This window comes from Reyranella sp., from assembly GCF_004296935.1.
In the GTDB taxonomy this organism is placed as follows: Bacteria; Pseudomonadota; Alphaproteobacteria; order Reyranellales; family Reyranellaceae; genus Reyranella.
Map to the genome: position 1 here is coordinate 1 of NZ_SCVH01000147.1, position 16,825 is coordinate 16,825.

General features: G+C 66.5%; 15 protein-coding genes. 4 read left to right on the forward strand and 11 right to left on the reverse strand.

Translation table 11 applies throughout. The features are described 5' to 3' along the window. Positions 1-986: 986 nt before the first annotated feature. Together EPO55_RS21050 and EPO55_RS21055 are read right to left on the reverse strand one after the other, a co-directional pair. On the reverse strand, positions 987-1,943 hold the full coding sequence (locus EPO55_RS21050) for an aldo/keto reductase (protein WP_296339226.1): 957 nt from the start codon (positions 1,941-1,943) through the stop codon (positions 987-989). 173 nt (positions 1,944-2,116) lie between these two features. Next, positions 2,117-2,428, reverse strand: a complete 312-nt coding sequence (locus EPO55_RS21055; RefSeq protein ID WP_296339227.1) for a monooxygenase — start codon at positions 2,426-2,428, stop codon at positions 2,117-2,119. Positions 2,429-2,467: 39 nt separating this feature from the next. Between EPO55_RS21055 and EPO55_RS21060 the strand changes: the two genes are divergently transcribed. From EPO55_RS21060 to EPO55_RS21070, 3 genes are read left to right on the forward strand one after another with little or no spacing between them, the layout of a single operon-like run. Beyond that, on the forward strand, positions 2,468-3,154 hold the full coding sequence (locus tag EPO55_RS21060; RefSeq protein ID WP_296339228.1) for a haloacid dehalogenase type II: 687 nt from the start codon (positions 2,468-2,470) through the stop codon (positions 3,152-3,154). Beyond that, positions 3,154-4,140, forward strand: coding sequence for a threonine/serine dehydratase (locus EPO55_RS21065; protein WP_296339230.1), 987 nt, complete (start codon positions 3,154-3,156; stop codon positions 4,138-4,140). The genes EPO55_RS21060 and EPO55_RS21065 overlap by 1 nt, the downstream gene beginning before the upstream one ends. After that, positions 4,137-5,165: an adenylate/guanylate cyclase domain-containing protein gene (locus EPO55_RS21070; RefSeq protein WP_296339231.1), complete on the forward strand. Its 1,029-nt coding sequence runs from the start codon at positions 4,137-4,139 to the stop codon at positions 5,163-5,165. The genes EPO55_RS21065 and EPO55_RS21070 overlap by 4 nt, the downstream gene beginning before the upstream one ends. Positions 5,166-5,316: 151 nt before the next feature. On the opposite strand, the gene EPO55_RS21075 is transcribed toward EPO55_RS21070, so the two are convergent. The 9 genes from EPO55_RS21075 to EPO55_RS21115 form a co-directional block, all read right to left on the reverse strand. Beyond that, positions 5,317-6,915 carry a GMC family oxidoreductase N-terminal domain-containing protein gene (locus EPO55_RS21075; protein ID WP_296339232.1) on the reverse strand — a complete coding sequence of 533 codons (1,599 nt, stop codon included), beginning with the start codon at positions 6,913-6,915 and terminating at the stop codon, positions 5,317-5,319. 1 nt (position 6,916) lies between these two features. Continuing rightward, positions 6,917-7,792 (reverse strand): branched-chain amino acid ABC transporter permease, encoded by an 876-nt coding sequence (locus EPO55_RS21080; protein WP_296339274.1) that lies wholly within the window; start codon positions 7,790-7,792, stop codon positions 6,917-6,919. An 86-nt stretch (positions 7,793-7,878) separates the two neighbouring features. Then, positions 7,879-8,751 (reverse strand): branched-chain amino acid ABC transporter permease, encoded by an 873-nt coding sequence (locus tag EPO55_RS21085; RefSeq protein WP_296339233.1) that lies wholly within the window; start codon positions 8,749-8,751, stop codon positions 7,879-7,881. 12 nt (positions 8,752-8,763) lie between these two features. Further along, on the reverse strand, positions 8,764-9,468 hold the full coding sequence (locus EPO55_RS21090; RefSeq protein ID WP_296339275.1) for an ABC transporter ATP-binding protein: 705 nt from the start codon (positions 9,466-9,468) through the stop codon (positions 8,764-8,766). A gap of 39 nt (positions 9,469-9,507) precedes the next feature. Beyond that, positions 9,508-10,275, reverse strand: coding sequence for an ABC transporter ATP-binding protein (locus tag EPO55_RS21095; RefSeq protein ID WP_296339234.1), 768 nt, complete (start codon positions 10,273-10,275; stop codon positions 9,508-9,510). A 27-nt stretch (positions 10,276-10,302) separates the two neighbouring features. After that, a complete protein-coding gene (locus tag EPO55_RS21100; RefSeq protein WP_296339236.1) occupies positions 10,303-11,616 on the reverse strand; it encodes an ABC transporter substrate-binding protein in 1,314 nt (437 codons plus the stop codon). A gap of 91 nt (positions 11,617-11,707) precedes the next feature. Then, positions 11,708-13,663 carry an alkyl sulfatase dimerization domain-containing protein gene (locus tag EPO55_RS21105; protein WP_296339237.1) on the reverse strand — a complete coding sequence of 652 codons (1,956 nt, stop codon included), beginning with the start codon at positions 13,661-13,663 and terminating at the stop codon, positions 11,708-11,710. A 10-nt stretch (positions 13,664-13,673) separates the two neighbouring features. Beyond that, complete coding sequence (locus EPO55_RS21110) at positions 13,674-14,648, reverse strand: tripartite tricarboxylate transporter substrate binding protein (protein WP_296339238.1); 975 nt, start codon at positions 14,646-14,648, stop codon at positions 13,674-13,676. 79 nt (positions 14,649-14,727) lie between these two features. Then, on the reverse strand, positions 14,728-15,915 hold the full coding sequence (locus EPO55_RS21115; RefSeq protein WP_296339239.1) for an MFS transporter: 1,188 nt from the start codon (positions 15,913-15,915) through the stop codon (positions 14,728-14,730). Between the two features lie 71 nt (positions 15,916-15,986). Between EPO55_RS21115 and EPO55_RS21120 the strand changes: the two genes are divergently transcribed. Continuing rightward, a complete protein-coding gene (locus EPO55_RS21120) occupies positions 15,987-16,802 on the forward strand; it encodes a helix-turn-helix transcriptional regulator (protein ID WP_296339240.1) in 816 nt (271 codons plus the stop codon). Positions 16,803-16,825 lie beyond the last annotated feature (23 nt).

Sequence of the window (16,825 nt, forward strand, 5' to 3'; positions counted from 1 at the left end):
GGGCCCAACTTTTGAAATTTGGCCCAACTCGGCATACAAAAATTCGGCTCTCCAGTCGCCTGGAAGCCAGCAAATCCAACCTTTCCGCGCGCTCGGCGGGCCCACCTGAAACGTGGGAGTGTTGGGCCCGAAGTTGGGCCCGGAGTCCCCCTCCGCCCCCTCCGGGGGCACCTCCCCCGAGACGGGGGAGGAGGAAGAGGTCGCAGTCATTTCCTCCCCCGTCTCGGGGGAGGTGCCCCGTCTTACGGGGCGGAGGGGGTCAAACCCCTGTGCCGGCCGTCGGTCTCCACATGCCCGTTGCGCTCGCTTGAAGCAGCGTCATTCAGTGCCTCGCCGACGGCCGTCGGAAAAGCGGGCTTGTTCTTATGTCTGTCCACGGGTCAGGACCCGCGGCGGCGACCTTGTGCTTCGAGCACGAACCCGCGGGCGGCCGCGGGCAGGTCTTTGCCGGAATGAAAAAGGCCGGCGCAAGAAGCACCAGCCTATCTAAAATTTGTAGCAGAACCTGCTGAACTTGTCGAACTTTCGTGGCACCTCACCATGCCAGCAGTGCTAGCGCATGACGACCGGCGAGGCGCGATGGACGGCGCCTTAGAGGTCCCGTCGCTCGATACTGGGCGGTGCCGGTAAGGATCGCAGTCTCTTGATCATCGCCGGAATGGATGTGGCAGCCGGGTAGATCGTCATCACGTCGCCGGAGCGGACGATCACGAGTTCCACGTCTTTACCAAAAGCGATGGCCTTCGGCAGGCGTATCGTCTCGCTGTTACCGCTCCTGAAGGTGCGCGTTCGGAAGACTGGCATGTTGCCCTCGGAGCAAATACGCCCCTGTAGTCAAAGTTCCCGATCCAGGCCGCTGCGTGCCGACTTTCCCCGACACCTGGATCAGGTCTGTTCGACCACTGATATCGTCATTAGCAACGTTCTGAGCATGCTCTCCCGAGTCGCAGTGGAGGACGCCGAATTTCATGTGCCTAATCGCGCCTCTACCCCATCCGCTTCAACACCGCCTCCGGCAGCGGCCCCTTGTTCACCGCGGCAATCGCCTCATCGAGATGTTGCAGCGTCGAATAGCCGATCAGCATCGTCGAGACGGCGGGATGGGAGATCACGAAGCGCTCGCCCAACTCGGTGAGGCTCGCGGCCACGCCTTCGCGCACCAGCGGCTCGAGCTGTTTTGCGCGCGCCACGTCGCCCGCGAAGTCCGGCGCTGAGCCGATCGGCGGGACGTCCTGCATGGCCAGCGGATGGCGGTCGGTGGTGCCGGAAAGCGCGCCGCCGGCCAGGGCGCGGATGATGATGGTGCCCATGTCGGCTGCCTTCGCCCTGTCGAGCAGGCGGCCATAGTCGAGGCCGGGCATGCCCTTGGGCGGCGGCCCGCCGGCGCTGGGGTTGAGCGCGTTGTAGACGACCTGGACGGTGTCGAAGAGCTTCGAGTCGACGGCGCGCAGGAGCATCGCGGGCTCGCCGACGCCGCTGAAGCCGATGAAGCGCGTCTTGCCGGCCTTCCTGAGTTTCTCCAGCGCCGGCACGACTTCGTTCAGCGCGATTTCGATGGCGAGCTTGTCGCCGGCATCGATGGCGGCCAGCGGATTGTGCAACTGCAGGAGATCGACATGGTCGCGGCCCATGCGCTTCAGGCTGTCTTCGAGCGATTGTGCAACGAAGCTCGCGACGTCGGCGCGGTGCTGGGCGGCCAGCCGGACTTTCGTGCCGACGATCACCTTGGCCTTCAGGCTGTTGAGCGCGCGGCCGAGGTTGCGCTCGGACTCGCCGTTGCCGTAGATCGAGGCGGTGTCGAAGTAGTTGATGCCGGCTTCGACGGCGCGCGCCGCGGCGCGCTCCTGGTCGGCCGCGGTGCCCTTGGTGAAGAGCCCACCGACCGCGCCGGCGCCGTAGCCGAGGACCGATACTTCCAGGCCGGTGCGGCCCAGTCTACGCATCTGCATCTCAGTTCCTTCCAGCTTGCTTTCATCTCCTCCCCAGCTTCGCTGGGGAGGTGTCAGCGTCTTACGCTGACGGAGGGGTCGGAAGCCTCAGTCGCGACTCACGACCCCTCCGTCGACGTAAGACGTCGACACCTCCCCTGCGCGGACTCCGCGCAGGGGAGGAGAAGCTAATCTTCTACCCGGACCTGGTCCGCTTCATTGTCCACGACGACGTGGTTGTCATAGTAGGTCACGGTCGGCCTGGCGCCGAACGCCGCTTCCATGCGCTTCTCCCAGTCGGGCGTGTACCAGGCGCGGGCCGCGGCTTCCGAGCTCCAGAGATAGACTCCGCCGCCGCCGGCGTCGCCGTTGAGGTAATACTTGCGCACCAGCCCCTTGGCGCCGAGCGCGGTGTAGGTCGGCGCCGATTTCGCGGCGGCCTCCACGGCGGCGTCGCGCGGCCGCCTGGCCATGGGGATTTGAACGATGGCGATGAACATGCTTGTTAGACTACGGTCTTCGATCCTTTGGAGCAATTCATGAGCGGAGCTTTTGCCGGCACCGAGATGTGCGTGTTCGACGCCTACGGCACGCTGTTCGACTTCAATTCCGCGGTCGCCCGCCACCGCACCGCGATCGGGCCCAAGGCCGACGCGCTGGCCGACCTGTGGCGCGCCAAGCAGATCCAGTACACATGGCTGCGCAACGGCATGGGCGCCTACGCCCCGTTCTGGCAGGTGACGGGCGAGGCGCTCGATCATTGCCTGGCCGCGCAGGGCATCACCGATGCCGGCGCGCGCGACAAATTGATGGGCGCCTATCTCGCCCTCGATCCCTTCCCCGAGGTGCCGGCGATGCTCGATCGGCTGCAGCGCGCCGGCCTGCGGCTCGCCATCCTGTCCAACGGCAATCCCGGGATGCTGGATCCCATGGTGGCGGCGTCGGGATTGGCGGACCGCTTCGAGGCGGTGCTGAGCGTCGATCCGGTCGGCGTCTTCAAGCCCGACGCCAGGGTCTACCGTCTGGTCGAACAGCGCTGCGGCGTGAAACCGGACAAGGTCTGCTTTCTGTCGTCGAACTGCTGGGACGCCCATGGCGCGGCGCATTTCGGCTTCCGCACCGTCTGGATCAACCGCGCCGGCGCGCCGGACGACGGTCTGCCCGGCGCGCTCGCGGGCGAGCTCCGCGATCTCTCTCAACTTCCATCGCTTCTTGGTGTTGCGTAATGACTTCGCTTCCGACTTTTGCCGATGTCCAGGCGGCGGCTCGCCGACTGGAAGGGATCACGCTCCGCACCCCGCTGCTCGAGAACGCGCGGGTCAATGCGATGCTCGGCGGACGACTGTTCCTGAAAGCCGAGTGCCTGCAGCGCACCGGCTCGTTCAAGCTGCGCGGCGCCTACAATTTCCTGGCGTCGATGAGCGAGGCCGACCGCAGGAAGGGCGTCGTCGGCTGGTCGTCGGGCAATCATGCGCAAGGCCTGGCCGAGGCCGCCCGCCTGCTGGGCACCAAGGCCACCATCGTCATGCCGGCCGATGCGCCGGCACTGAAAGTCGCCAACACGCGCGCATCGGGCGCCGAGATCGTGCTCTACGATCGCGTGAAAGACAGCCGCGAGGAGATCGGCCTCGGCATCGCCCGGAAGACCGGCGCCACGGTCGTGCCGCCCTACGATCATGCCTGGATCCTGACCGGCCAGGGCACGGCGGGCCTCGAGATCGTCGAGCAGGCCAAGGCGCTCGGCGTCACGCTCGATGCGGTGGCCGCGCCGTGCTCCGGCGGCGGCCTGTCGACCGGCATTGCGCTCGCCGTAAAAGGCCTCAGCCCGACGACGACCGTTCATGCGGGCGAGCCGGCGGGCTTCGACGACCTCGCGCGCTCGCTCAGGAGCGGCAAAAAGGAGACGAACGACAAGCTCACCGGCTCGATCTGCGACGCCCTGCTGGCGCCGACGCCGGGCGACATCACTTTCGCACTGGCCAAGACGCTGCTGGGGCCAGGACTCGTCGTCACCGACGAGGAGGTGCTCGATGCCATGGAAACGGCCTTCCGCGAGTTCAAACTGGTGGTCGAACCGGGCGGCGCCGTGGCCCTGGCAGCGGCGCTCACGGGCAAGCTGCCGGTGAAGGGCCGCACCGTCGCCGTGGTCTGCTCGGGCGGCAACGTCGACCACGCGACCTTCGCCCGCGCGCTGGCGCGCCACACCGCATGAAATTCACGCGGCGCGACCGCCGCGACCTGCGGCTCTTCCTCTGGCTCAGCCTGGGCGCTTCTGTGATCAGCGCCTGCTTCGGCTACGCGGTGTCGACCGCCGGCAATACGCCACGGCCGCCACTGAGCGGCGCGTTCCACGGCGTCCTCACGTCGCTGATGATCGCCACGCCGATCATCCTCTTCGAGCTCAGAAGCCGGCGCCCCGGGTTCCTGCGGCGGCTGCGCCGATTGCCGTTGGTCGCCTATTTCAGCCTGAAGGTGCTGTTCTACTCCGTTGTCATCATCGGCAGCCTGCTGGTGATGCGGCCGTCGATCGACGTCGTCTTTCGCAGTTCGCTGGTCTTCTCGATCGCCATGGCGGTCTTCGTCAACCTGGTCATCGAGATGGGTGGCTTGCTGGGCTACGGTACCCTGAAGGGCCTGCTGACCGGCCGCTACGTGCAGCCCAAGCGCGAGCAGAGAGTGTTCCTGCTGATCGACATGAAGGATTCGACCGGCCTGGCCGAGCGGCTGGGGCCGATCCGCTTCCACGAGCTGCTGAACGAATTCTTCCGCGACGTGTCCGACGCGGCGTTCGAAACCCGGGCGGAGATCCACAAGTATGTGGGCGACGAGGCGATCCTGACCTGGATTGCCGCGAAGGCGCTGGCCGATGGCGACTGCCTCACCTGCCCCTTCATCGCCCGCGATGTCATCGCCGCCAACGGCGAACGCTACCGACGGCGCTTCGGCGTCGTGCCTGCGTTCCGGGCCTCGCTTCATTGCGGCGAGATCGTCGCCGGCGAAATCGGCGATGTGCGGCGCGAGATCGCCTATGTCGGCGACACGCTGAACGTGGCGGCGCGCCTGCTCGACGCGGCCAAGGCGCGGAGCCGAGATATTCTCGTCTCCGCCGATCTGCTGAAGTTGATGGCGTTGCCGTCCGACCTTCGCGCCGAGCCGCTGCCCACGCTCACCGTCCGCGGACGCAACGCGCCGCTCGAGATCTTTTCGCTGGAGCGCGCCTCTTCTCCTCCCCCGTGAAGCGTAGGGCTGTCCGGGGAAAACGACGCACCATGTTGGTTGCGGAAAAACTGTCATCTCGGGCGGGGTAACCCCCGCCCTGGAACGAAGCGAGGGATCCTTAAATCATATGCGATAGCCCCACCCTAGCGGGGGAGGAGAAGGTGGCGATCTATCGCGCGTCGGCCAGGATCAGGTCGGCGGCCTTCTCGCCGATCATCATGCAAGCGGCATTGGTGTTGCCCGACACCAGGGTCGGCATGATCGAGGCATCGGCGACGCGGAGGCCTTCGATGCCCTGCACGCGCAGCCGCGCATCGACCACGGCGGCGGGATCGCTGCCCATGCGGCAGGTGCCGACGGGATGGTAGGCCGACTGGCCTTCCTTGCGGGCATGGTCGAGGAAATCCTGGTCGCTCCACGCCTCGACACCCGGCACGAGCTCTTCCGTGATGATCCGCGACAGTGCGGTCGTCCGGGCGAGGAGGCGCACGAACTTGACCGCCGCGACGGTCGCGCGGCGGTCGAGGTCCGACGACAGGTAGTTGGCGACGATCGCCGGTGGCGCCGCGGGGTCCGGCGACGAGATCCGCACGTGGCCCCGGCTTTCCGGCCGCGACTGGTTGGCGAGGATCGTGAAGCCCGAGAACTTGTGCGGGCCCAGGTCGATCCGGTCGGTCGACCAGGGGAAGAAATGCAGCTGGGTGTCGGGCTCGTCCGACTGCGGCATCAGGCGCACGAACGCCCCGGCGAAGGCCGGATTGGCGGTCAGCGGCCCGGTGCGCAGCAGTGCGTACTCGACCACGGCGCTCAGCCGGCGATGAAGCATATTGATGTCGTCGTTCACCGTGAGACGCCACCACGTCTTGTAGGTCGACCGCACGCCCCAATGATCCTGCAGGTTCTCGCCGACCCCGGCCAGGTCGCGGACGACCGGGATGCCGAGACCGCCCAGCAGCGGCGCCGGCCCGATCCCCGAAAGCTGCAGCAGTTGCGGCGAACCGACGGCGCCGGCGGAGAGCACGACCTCGCAGCGTGCCCGTGCCGTCACTGTCCGGCCGTCCTTGCGATAGGTCACGCCGGTGGCGCGCCCATCCGTGATCTCGATGCGCTCGACCAGCGCGCCCGTGACGACGTGGCAATTGGACCGGAGGCGCGCCGGCGCGAGATAGGCGCGGCCGGTCGAATTGCGGCGGCCGTCGCTGATGGTCGCGTGATAGAGGCCCGAACCTTCCTGACCGCGGTCGTTGAAGTCGGAAAGCGACGGCAGGCCGACTTCGGCGCAGGCGTCCAGGAAGGCCTCGCCGATCTCGTTGGTATACTCGTCCTGGGTGATCTTCACCGGACCGGCGCCGCCGTGAAGCTCCGACTCGCCGCCGGGATAGGCCTCGAGGCGCTTGAAATACGGCAGGCAGTCGTCGAACGACCAGCCCGGGTTGCCCATCTGGCGCCAGCGATCGTAGTCCGAGGGCAGGCCGCGGACGTAGACCATGCCGTTGATGGCGCTCGATCCGCCGATGACCTTGCCGCGCGGCCAGTAGATGCGGCGACCACCGAGCTCGGCTTCCGGCTCGGTGGCGAACTTCCAGTTCACGTCGGGGTCGAGAAAGGTCTTGGCGAAACCCAGCGGGATGGAGAGCCAGCGGTTGCTGTCGTCGTCCGGTCCGGCCTCGAGCAGCAGGACGCTATAACGCCCGGACGCCGTCAGGCGATCGACGATCGGCGCGCCGGCGGACCCGGATCCGACGACGACAAAATCAAACTCATCCATCTTATCGCTTGCTTGACGACTTCATGCGCTCCAGCAAGCTACCAAGAATGCCCTTGGGAAGGAAGATGATGAAAACGACCAGCAGGACGCCGTAGACGAGGTTGTCCCAGCCCACGGCCTTGGTGCCGAAGCCGATCCGCAGCCCCTCCGCCAGCAGGATGGTGATGATGGCGCCCACCGTCGGACCGAGGGCCACATAGATGCCGCCGACCACGGCGGCGAACACCATCTGCAGCGACACCGAAATGCCGCTCACCGTGTCGGGCGAGATGAACATCTGATACTGGCAGTAGAGCGCGCCGGCCAGCGCCGTCATCACCGCGCTCAACACGGTGATCTTGAGCTTCTCGGCGGTGACGTTGATGCCGGCCGCGGCGGCCGCGTCCTCGTCCTCGGAGATCGCCTCCATGGCGTAGCGGATCATGCTGCGGTCGATCCAGTACCAGATCGCGATCCCGGCCGCCCAGACCGCGAGCGCGATCAGGTACCAGGTCTCCTTCTCGACGAACTGCAGGGCGGCGATCGCATTGCCCTTGGTCCGCTCGGGCGTGTAGCCGAGCGAGCCGCCGGTCCAGTCGCGGGTCGCCGTGATGACCTGCAGCACGATGCCCGACAGCGCGAGCGTCACCAGCGCGAAGTAGTGGCCGGTGATGCGGAAGCGAAAGCACGGATAGGCGACGATCAGCGCCAGCGCGCCGGCGCAGACCAGGGCGATCGGGATGCCGAACCACGGCGACAGGCCGAGATGGTTCCACAGGAGCGCCGTGACGTAGGCGCCGACGCCCATGAAACCGCCATGGCCCAGCGACACCAGCCCGAAGCGGCCCATCACCGACCACGAGGTGTAGGCGAAGGACCAGATCAGGATCAGCACCATCACATGCAGGTGATAGGGCTGGTTGTAGACGACCGGCACCGAGATCAGCGCCGCCGCGACGAGCCAGTAGACAAGGTGGCGCGGGTTCACGAGCGTCTCGCCAGCAGTCCGGCGGGCCGGATGAACATCATGACGATGAAGAAGGCGAAGGCCAGCACGTAGCCCCATTCGAGGTCGGAGTAGAGGCCGCCCAGCGAGATGATCTGCGCGAACAGGAAGGCGGCGACGAAGCCGCCGATGAAGTTGCCGAGGCCGCCCAGCACGCAGATCAGGAAGGTGATCGGCCCGAACGACAGGCCGACGAAGGGATGGACGTCGTACTGCAGGACCAGAAGGCAGGCCGCGAGGCCGGCCAGCGCCCCGCCGATCGCCGAGGTGACGAGATAGAGCCGCCGGGTGTCGACGCCCATCAGCGCCATGATCTGGCGGTCCTGCGAGATGGCGCGGATCGCCGTGCCGATGTAGGTCCGGGTCATGAACAGATAGACCACCACCATGCCGGCCAGCGCCGCGCCGAAGGCAAGCAGGCGGGCGTAGCTGAAGTGCATCTCGCCCAGCGCCAGCACCGGCAGGCGGATACCGAGATTGCGGAAGTCGATGCCGAACGCCACGGTGGCGAAGCTCTGCAGGAAGAACAGCACGCCGCCGGTCGCTAGCAGCTGGTTGATCGGCGGCGCGTCGAGCAGCGGTGCGATGACGATGTAGTGCAGGAGCAGGCCCAGCACCGCCACAACCAGAATGCAGGCCGGCGCCGCGACCCACATCGGCAGGCCGTAGACGGAATAGAAATAGTAGAGCGCGTACATGCCCAGCATGATCAGCTCGGCGTAGCAGATCCAGGTCACGTCGATGACGCCGAAGATCAGGTTGAGGCCGAGCGCCAGCAGCGCCAGCACGCCGCCCAGCAGGATCCCGCTGATGATCGCCTCGGCCAGGTAAACGTCGAATATGTCCGCCATCTTGAACCCGCCCTAGACGCCGAGATACGCCTGTTTGATCGTGTCGCTCGCCAGCAGTTCGGCCGACGTGCCGGAAATACGGAGGCTGCCGGCCTCGAGCAGATAGGCGCGGTCGACCACGCGCAGCACCTGCTTCACGTTCTGCTCGACGATCAGCACGGTCAGTCCGCTGGCGCGGATCCGCTTGACCAGTTCGAAGACCTGCTGGACCACGACCGGCGCCAGGCCAGCCGACGGCTCGTCGAGCAGCAGCAGCTTGGGGTCCGACATCAGCGCGCGCCCGATGGCGCACATCTGCTGCTCGCCGCCCGACATCGTGCCGGCGAGCTGGCCGCGTCGTTCCTTGAGGCGCGGGAACAGGTCGAAGACGAATTCCAGCCGTTGCGCGAATTTCGGCCGCGCGGCGCGCGTGAAGGCGCCCATGCGCAGATTGTCCTCGACCGTCAGGCGGGGAAACAGCCGGCGGTTCTCCGGCACGTGCGCAATGCCGAGATCGATGATCTTGTGCGGCGCCGTCGCCAGCACATTGGCGCCTTCCATCGCGATCGAACCCTTGGTCGGGCGGATCAGCCCGGAGATCACCCGCATCAGCGTCGTCTTGCCGGCGCCGTTGGGGCCGATCACGCCCACCGCCTCGCCGGCCTTGACCTCGAGGCTGACGCCGAACAGCGCCTGGAAGCTGCCGTAGCCCGCGTCGACCGACTTGAGTTCGAGCATGTCGCCTGTCTTGCTCATTGGTTCCTGCCCATGGCGCCCTCAGCGACGCGCTTCGGCCGCGGCGGCCTGGGTGTCCTGGGCGTCGGTGCCGAGATAGACCTCGATGACGCGCGGGTCGCTCGACACCTGGCTCGGCAGGCCCTCGGAAATCTTCTCGCCGTGATCGAGCACCATGACGCGGTCGACCACGCGCATCAGCACGCCCATGATGTGCTCGACCCAGATGATGGTGATGCCGAGGTCGTCGCGGATGCGGCGCAGCATGTCGGCGGCCTGGTCCATCTCGTGCTCGTCGAGGCCACCCAGGCTTTCGTCGGCCAGCAGCAGCTTGGGCTCGGTCGCCAGCGCCTTGGCGAGTTCGAGCTTCTTCAGGCCGGCGGCGCCCAAGCCGTCGACGCTGGCCTTGCGGTCGGCCGGCAGCCCGACCGCGGCCAGCGCCCGCTCGGCCGACTCGTCGGCCTTGCCGCGGCTGTGGCTGCCACTCCCCCCACCTTGGCCGTAGTAGCCGGCCAGGGCCACGTTCTCGAAGATCGACAGGCGACGAAACGGCCGCGGGATCTGGAAGGTCCGTCCGATTCCGCGGTTGATGATCTTGTGCGGCGGCAGGCCGGCGAGTTCGCCGCCCTCGAACCTGATCGATCCCGCGCTCGGGGGAAACGTCCCCGAGAGCATGTTGAAGATCGTGCTCTTGCCCGATCCGTTGGGGCCGATCAGGCCGAGAATCTCGCCCTTCTCGACCTTGAACGACACATTGTTTACGGCTGTGAACCCGCCGAAACGCTTGAACAAACCCTCGACGACGAGCACCGGCGCACAGCCCCTTCGAACGCTTTGCTACTTGGGCGAGTAGACGGTGCCGGCCGGGAAGGGAATCACGGCGTCGCGCTGGGCCTGGCTCTTGGGCCACACCACGTAGGACTTGTCGTCGACGTACTGCACGACGACCGGACTGGCGCGCAGGTTCTGGCCGGCGATCGGCGAGCCTTCGCCCGCGTACTTCACGCCGAAGCCCAGCATGGTGCCGCCTTCCGGCAGGTCGACCTCGAGGGCTGCCTTGCGCAGCGCCTCGGCATCGATGCCGCCGTACTTCTTGATCGCCCGCGGCAGCACCTCGGTGAAGAAGACGTAGGTGTTGGAGGCGGCCATGCCGACATGCGCCGAGCGGATCGTCGTGCCGGGCTTGGCCTTGTCGTATTCATCGCCGACCATCTTGATGAGCGGCGGCAGCTTCTGGTCGAGCGCCTTCTGGTTGGTGTCCCAGATCGAGATCGGGTCGACGTTGAAGAAGTAGTTGACGTCCTTGCCCAGGCCTTCCTTCAGCTTGGTGTAGACGCCGTAGCCGGCGCCGTGGCCGATCAGGGCGCTGAACTTGAGACCACCCTCGCGCGCCTGGCGATGGAACAGCGTGATGTCCGGGTTGTAGCCGGTGTGGAAGATCACGTCCGGCCGGGCACGCTTGAGCTTGGTGACCAGGGCCGAGAGGTCGGGCGCCGTGGCGGCGTAGCCTTCCTTGAGCGCGATGTTGAAGCCGGCCTTCTTGGCGCCGGCCTCGTTGCCCTTGGCGACGTCGACGCCGTAGGCGCCGTCCTCGTGGATGATCGCCACGCGCACGTCCTTGGCATCCTTGCCGAGCTTGGCCTTGGCGTTCTGGGCGATGAAGTCCATCGACAGTTCGCCGAACTGCGCGCCCGACGGCTGGGTGCGGAAAACATACTTGAGGTTGCGGTTCTCGAGCACCGCCGAGGAAATGCAGGTGGTGATCCACATGAACTTCTTGAGCTGCTCGACCCGGGCCGCCACCGGCACGCACTGCGCCGACGAGAAGAAGCCCAGCACCATGTCGACCTTTTCCTGCTCGATCAGGCGCACGGCTTCGTTGATGGCGACGTCGGGCTTGCTCTGGGCGTCGGCGTAGACCGCCTCGATCTTGTAGCCTTCGACGCCACCCTGCTTGATGAAGTTGTCGATCATGATCTTGGCGCCGAGATGGTGCAGTTCCGAGCCGCCGCCCGCCAGCGGGCCGGTCAGGTCGTAGATCACGCCGATCTTGATCTTCTTCTCCTGGGCCGCGGCAATGCCCGCGAAACCCAATGCCGTCGCCGCAGCGATCACGCCGCCCAACAGGCGACGCCCGATATGCATGGTCATTCTGTTCCTCCCAAATTACGGCACGCTGTCGCGTTTTCTTGTCGTGCATCACAGAGGCCGGGCCGTCCGATGTCAAGCGTCTCGCGACGATCTAGGACCGGCCCTCGCCTGGCGTGAGGATGTCGAACATGAAGCCGGTGGGTTCTTCGAGCATGGCGAACAGCAACGCGAACCTCGAGGGATCGCCGTCGATCCTGAGCGCACCCGACATCATCGCCTCCTGCGCGGTGGTCCTGCGCAGCACGACGGCATCGAGTGTGGCGCGCGTCGTCGTCACCGAGGCGGCGGCCTCGGCCGACCACTCCCCCATGCGATGCGTGAGCGTGCAGTGCTGGAGCGTCAGCGCCAGTTTCTCGGAGCGGTCGGTGAAGTGCCAGTTCAACACCATCGACTGCCCAGCGGCCTTGGCCGGATCGAGCCGGATCGCCATCAGGTCGAAGAACACGTCGGTGGCGAGACCGGCCAGCGTGTCGGCGCCCATGGTCGCGCGCGCCGGCATCTGGAACACGCCGTGCCGCAGTTCCTGCGCGCCATAGAGGAAGGCGTTGCGCCAGGTGGCCGACTCGGCCTGGTAGCCCATCTGCTCCAGCGCGTCGGCACAGAGCGCGCGGGCTTCCTTGTTCGTGGGCTCGGCGTAGACGACTTCCTTCATCACCTGAGCCACCCAGCGAAACTCGCCCTTGGCGAAATCAGCGCGCGCCCGGGCGATGACCGCCGGCGCACCGCCCATGTACTCGACGAACTTGGCGGCGGCGGGTGCCGGCGGCAGCGGATGGAGATTGCACGGGTTGCCGTCGTACCAGCTGAGATAGCGCTGATAGACCGCCTTCACGTTGTGATTGACGGTGCCGTAGTAGCCACGCGCCGACCAGCGCTCGGCAAGCCCCGGTGGCAGGTCGATCGCCTCGGCGATCTCGGCCGGCCGCCAGCCCTTGTTCATGTAGCGCAGCGTCTGGTCGTGAATATGCTTGTAGAGATCGCGCTGCGCCTCGAGATAGTCGGCCACCGCCGCCTTGCCCCATACCGGCCAGTGATGCTGACCGATCAGGATCTCGGTGCCTGGGCCGTACATCCGGATCGCCTCGCCGATATACTTCGCCCAGATGCGCGGATCGCGCGCCACCGCGCCGCGCAGCGGGATGAAGTTGTGCAGCAGCGGACAGGCGTTCTCGGCCATGTTGAGGACGCCGAGCTCGGGATAGAACATGTGCATCTCGGCCGGCGCCTCGGTCTCGGGCGCCAGCTGGAACACGATCCGGACGCCGTCGACCTTATGCTCCTCGACGGCCTGCTCGATCGATTGTGTCGGCGCGATCAGGCCGGGCGTGCCGCGCGCCACGCCCTTGCCCAAGCCGGCATCGACCTGGCCGCGCGGCCCACGCGGCAGCATCGAGCCGAACTGGAACTGGGCGCGGCGGATCATCGGCGGACCGGCCAGCACGTTCTCGCCCGACACCGCCTCCATGAAGCCCGCCGGTGCAATCACCCTGACCTTGCCCGCCTTCACGTCGGCCTCGTCGACGACGCCGCGCACGCCACCGTAATGGTCGACATGGCTGTGGGTGTAGATCACGGCCACGACCGGCTTCTTCGGCCGATGCGCCCAGTAATGCTCGAGAGCGGCCTTCGCGACCTCCGCCGTCGTCAGCGGATCGATCAGGATCAGCCCGCTCGCGCCCTCGATCACCGTCATGTTGGCGATGTCGAAGCCGCGCAGCTGATAGAGACGGTCCGTGACCTTGAACAGGCCGTTGGCCATGTTGAGCCGGGCCATGCGCCACAGGCTCGGATTGACGGTGGCCGGCGCCAGTTCGCCATTGATGAAAGCGTATTCGCCGAGATTCCACAGCACGGTGCCGCTGGACGAACGCACCATCCCGTCCGGCACCGGCGCGATCAGCCCGCGTTTGGCTGCCTCGAAGTCGGCGAGGTCGGCGAACGGCAGCGGCGCCGCCATGGCGGCATTGGCGGCCTTCGTCGCGGGCTCGGCGTCCCGCGCCGCATCGAGATGCGACGCGGGAACCGGAACGGCGGACGCTACAGCCATCTTGCGCGGCCTAGCCTTCGATCTTGATGCCGTTGTCCTTCACCACCTTGGTCCAGCGCTCGGTCTCGAACTTGAGCTTCTCGAGATAGGCCTCGGGTGTCGAGCCGGTGGTGACGTAGCCGAGATCGGCGAACTTCTTCTCGACCTCAGGCTGCTTGATGATCTGGCGTACGAGTCCGTTCAGCCTGTCGAGTACGGGACGCGGAATGCCGGCCGGGCCGACCACGCCGAAGAACACCGCGCTCACCATGTCGGGCATGCCCAGCTCGACCACCGTCGGCACGTCGGGACAGACCGGCGAGCGCTTCTCGGACGACACGACGAGGCCAGTGAGCTTGCCCTGCGTGGCAAGGACGCCGGCCGGCATGACGACGTCGATGACGATCGGCACGTGGCCGCCCATGACATCGCGCAACGCGTCGGCCGCATTCTTGTAAGCGATATTCTCGAGGTTGAGCTTGTTGCGGGCACGGAACAGCTCGGCCCAGAGATGCGGCTGATTGCCGAGGCCCGACGTGGCGTAGCGCACCCTCTGCGGCTGCTTGGCGGACCACTCGACAAAGCTCTTGTAGTCCTTGACCGGCAGGTCCTTGTTGACGGCGATGAAGTCGGGAATGTCGGCCAGGGTCGAGATCGGCTGGAAGTCCTTCAGCGGATCGTAGGGCTGCTTCAGGCCGAGCGCGGCGTTGGTTGCCAGCGTCGTCGTGCCGAGCAGCAGCGTGTAGCCGTCGGGCTTCGACTTGGCGACCAGCTCCATGCCGATGATGGTGTTGCCGCCGCCCTTGTTCTCGACGATGACCTGCTGGCCGATCAGCGGCGTCATCTTCTCGGCGAGCAGACGACCCGCCGTGTCGGTGGCGCCGCCTGGGCCGTAGGGAACGACGATCTTGATCGGCTGGGCGGGCCAGGCCTGCGCCCTGACGGTGGAAGCGCCAACGATGGTCCAGCCAGCGGTTGCCGCCAGAATGCCGCGTCGCTTGATCATTGCAACCTCCCTACCCTGTTTCTGGCGGGAGGATCGCAAGCCTCCGCCCGCCGCGCAATGCGCGGCAGCCGGGGACGTTCTACTCTGCGGGCTTGAGCGCGGCCTTGTGCACGTCCTGCTCGCTGGGCAGGAACGAGAGCGCGAGGAATGAGGAAAACGCCACGCCTGCCAGCACCATCAGCAGCACCGGGAAGCCGGCATCCTTCACCGCCGGCCCGATCAGCGCCACCACGAAGGAACTGACGCCGAAGCCGATGGCCAGCCGCACGCCGGTCACCCGGCTGCGCATGCGGTCGTCGATGTAGCGCACGATCATGGCGTCGGTGAACGGAATGGCGCCGAACACCAGCAGCATGAAGCCGACAGCCGTCGCGAACAGGGCCCAGCCCTCGGCCTGCGAGGCGATCAGGAACAGCGGCACCTGCAGCAGCACGATCGGCAGGTAGATGTTCTTCAGCGGATAGCGGTCGATCAGCTTGCCGACGACGAGCTGCGCCAGCGAGGCCAGCGAGAAGATGACGAACAGCATCGTAGCCAGCATCACCGGATCCTGGGCGATGCTCTTGGCGCGGATGCTGAGCAGCTCGCCGTTTCCGTTGGTCGTGAAGTTGAAGATGATGCTGCCGGTGACGGCGGTGAAGGTCATGATCGCAAACACGCGCGCCATCACCGACGGCGGCAGGTCGAGCATCTTGGCCTTGCGCTTGGCCGGCGCCTCTTCCTCGCGCGGCACCAGGATCACGAAGGCCACGGCACAGACGAGGCAGATCACGCCGGGAATGACGAAGGCCATCTGCCAGCCGAAGCGCTGGGCGATGTAGACCGAGAGGCCGGAGGCGATGGCGATGCCCATGTTGCCGGCGAGCCCGTTGACGCCGATCGTGAAGCCCGGGTTCTTGGCCTTCTGTACCAGCATCGGAATGCCGACCGGATGGTAGATCGAGGCGAAGGCGCCCATCAGGGTAAGCGCCGCGCCGATCTGCCATTTGTTGCTGCAGAGCGCGATCACCAGCGCCGAGACGCCCATGCCGGCGAAGAAGATCACCATCATCACCCAGCGGCCCCACAGATCGCCGAGGCGGCCGCTCACGATCGAGCCGGCGCCGAACATGAAGAGCGCGCCGTAGTTGAAAGGCGTGAGTTCCGTCCATTCCACGCCCCAGACGCCGGCGATCACGCCCCAGCTGTAGGCGAACACCACCAGGATCCAGTGATCCATGGCGTGGCCAATGTTGAGCAGGACGGCGCTGGGGCTGCTGTGGTTCATGTCGTGCGTTTCCTCCGACATATTAAAGTAGGCATGGCGGTTCTGGCTGTCTTGCGCTAGATTGCCAACTTATGTCGAGAAAGAGACAGCAGGCTCCGCCGCTCACCGAACGGTCGACCGATCCGGCCGACTATCAGCGCGTGCCGCGGGCGGTGGCGGCGATGCCCAAGGACTTTGCCAACGGCTTCGAGATCGCCCCGCACAGCCACGAGCGGGCGCAGCTGATCTACGCCACGGCCGGCACGATGCGGGTCGCCACCAGCGACGGCATGTGGATGGTTCCGCCGCAACGCGCGGTGTGGATGCCGGCCCATGTGCGCCACGGCATCGTCATGTCGAGCGACGTCACCATGCGCACGCTCTATCTGCGCGAGGACGCGGCCCGGTTCATGCCCGACGCCTGCCGGGTGCTGCCGGTGTCGCCGCTACTGCGCGAATTGATCGTGCGCGCCACCGAGTTGCCGATGCACTACGACGAAGACGGTCCCGCCGGCCATGTCGTGGCGCTGATCCTGACCGAGCTGCGCGGGCTGCAATCCCTGCCGTTGCAACTACCGATGCCGAGCGACCTCAGGCTGCGCGGTCTGTGCGAAAGACTGCTGGCCACACCGGGCGATCAGCGCACACTGGGGGCCTGGGCACGTACCATCAACGCCAGTGCCCGCACGCTTGCCCGCCATTTCCAGAACGAGACCGGCCTCAGTTTCGGCGCCTGGCGGCAGCAGGCCCGCGTGCTCGAGGCCATGGGCCGCCTGGGCGGCGGCGCGCCGGTCACCGAGGTGGCGCTCGATCTCGGCTACGACAGCGTCAGCGCCTTTAGTGCCATGTTCCGCCGCGCCGCCGGTGCATCCCCCAGCCACTACCGCCCCCGGTCGCAGGGCGAGTGAAAGGCCCTTGCGCCGATGTGGGA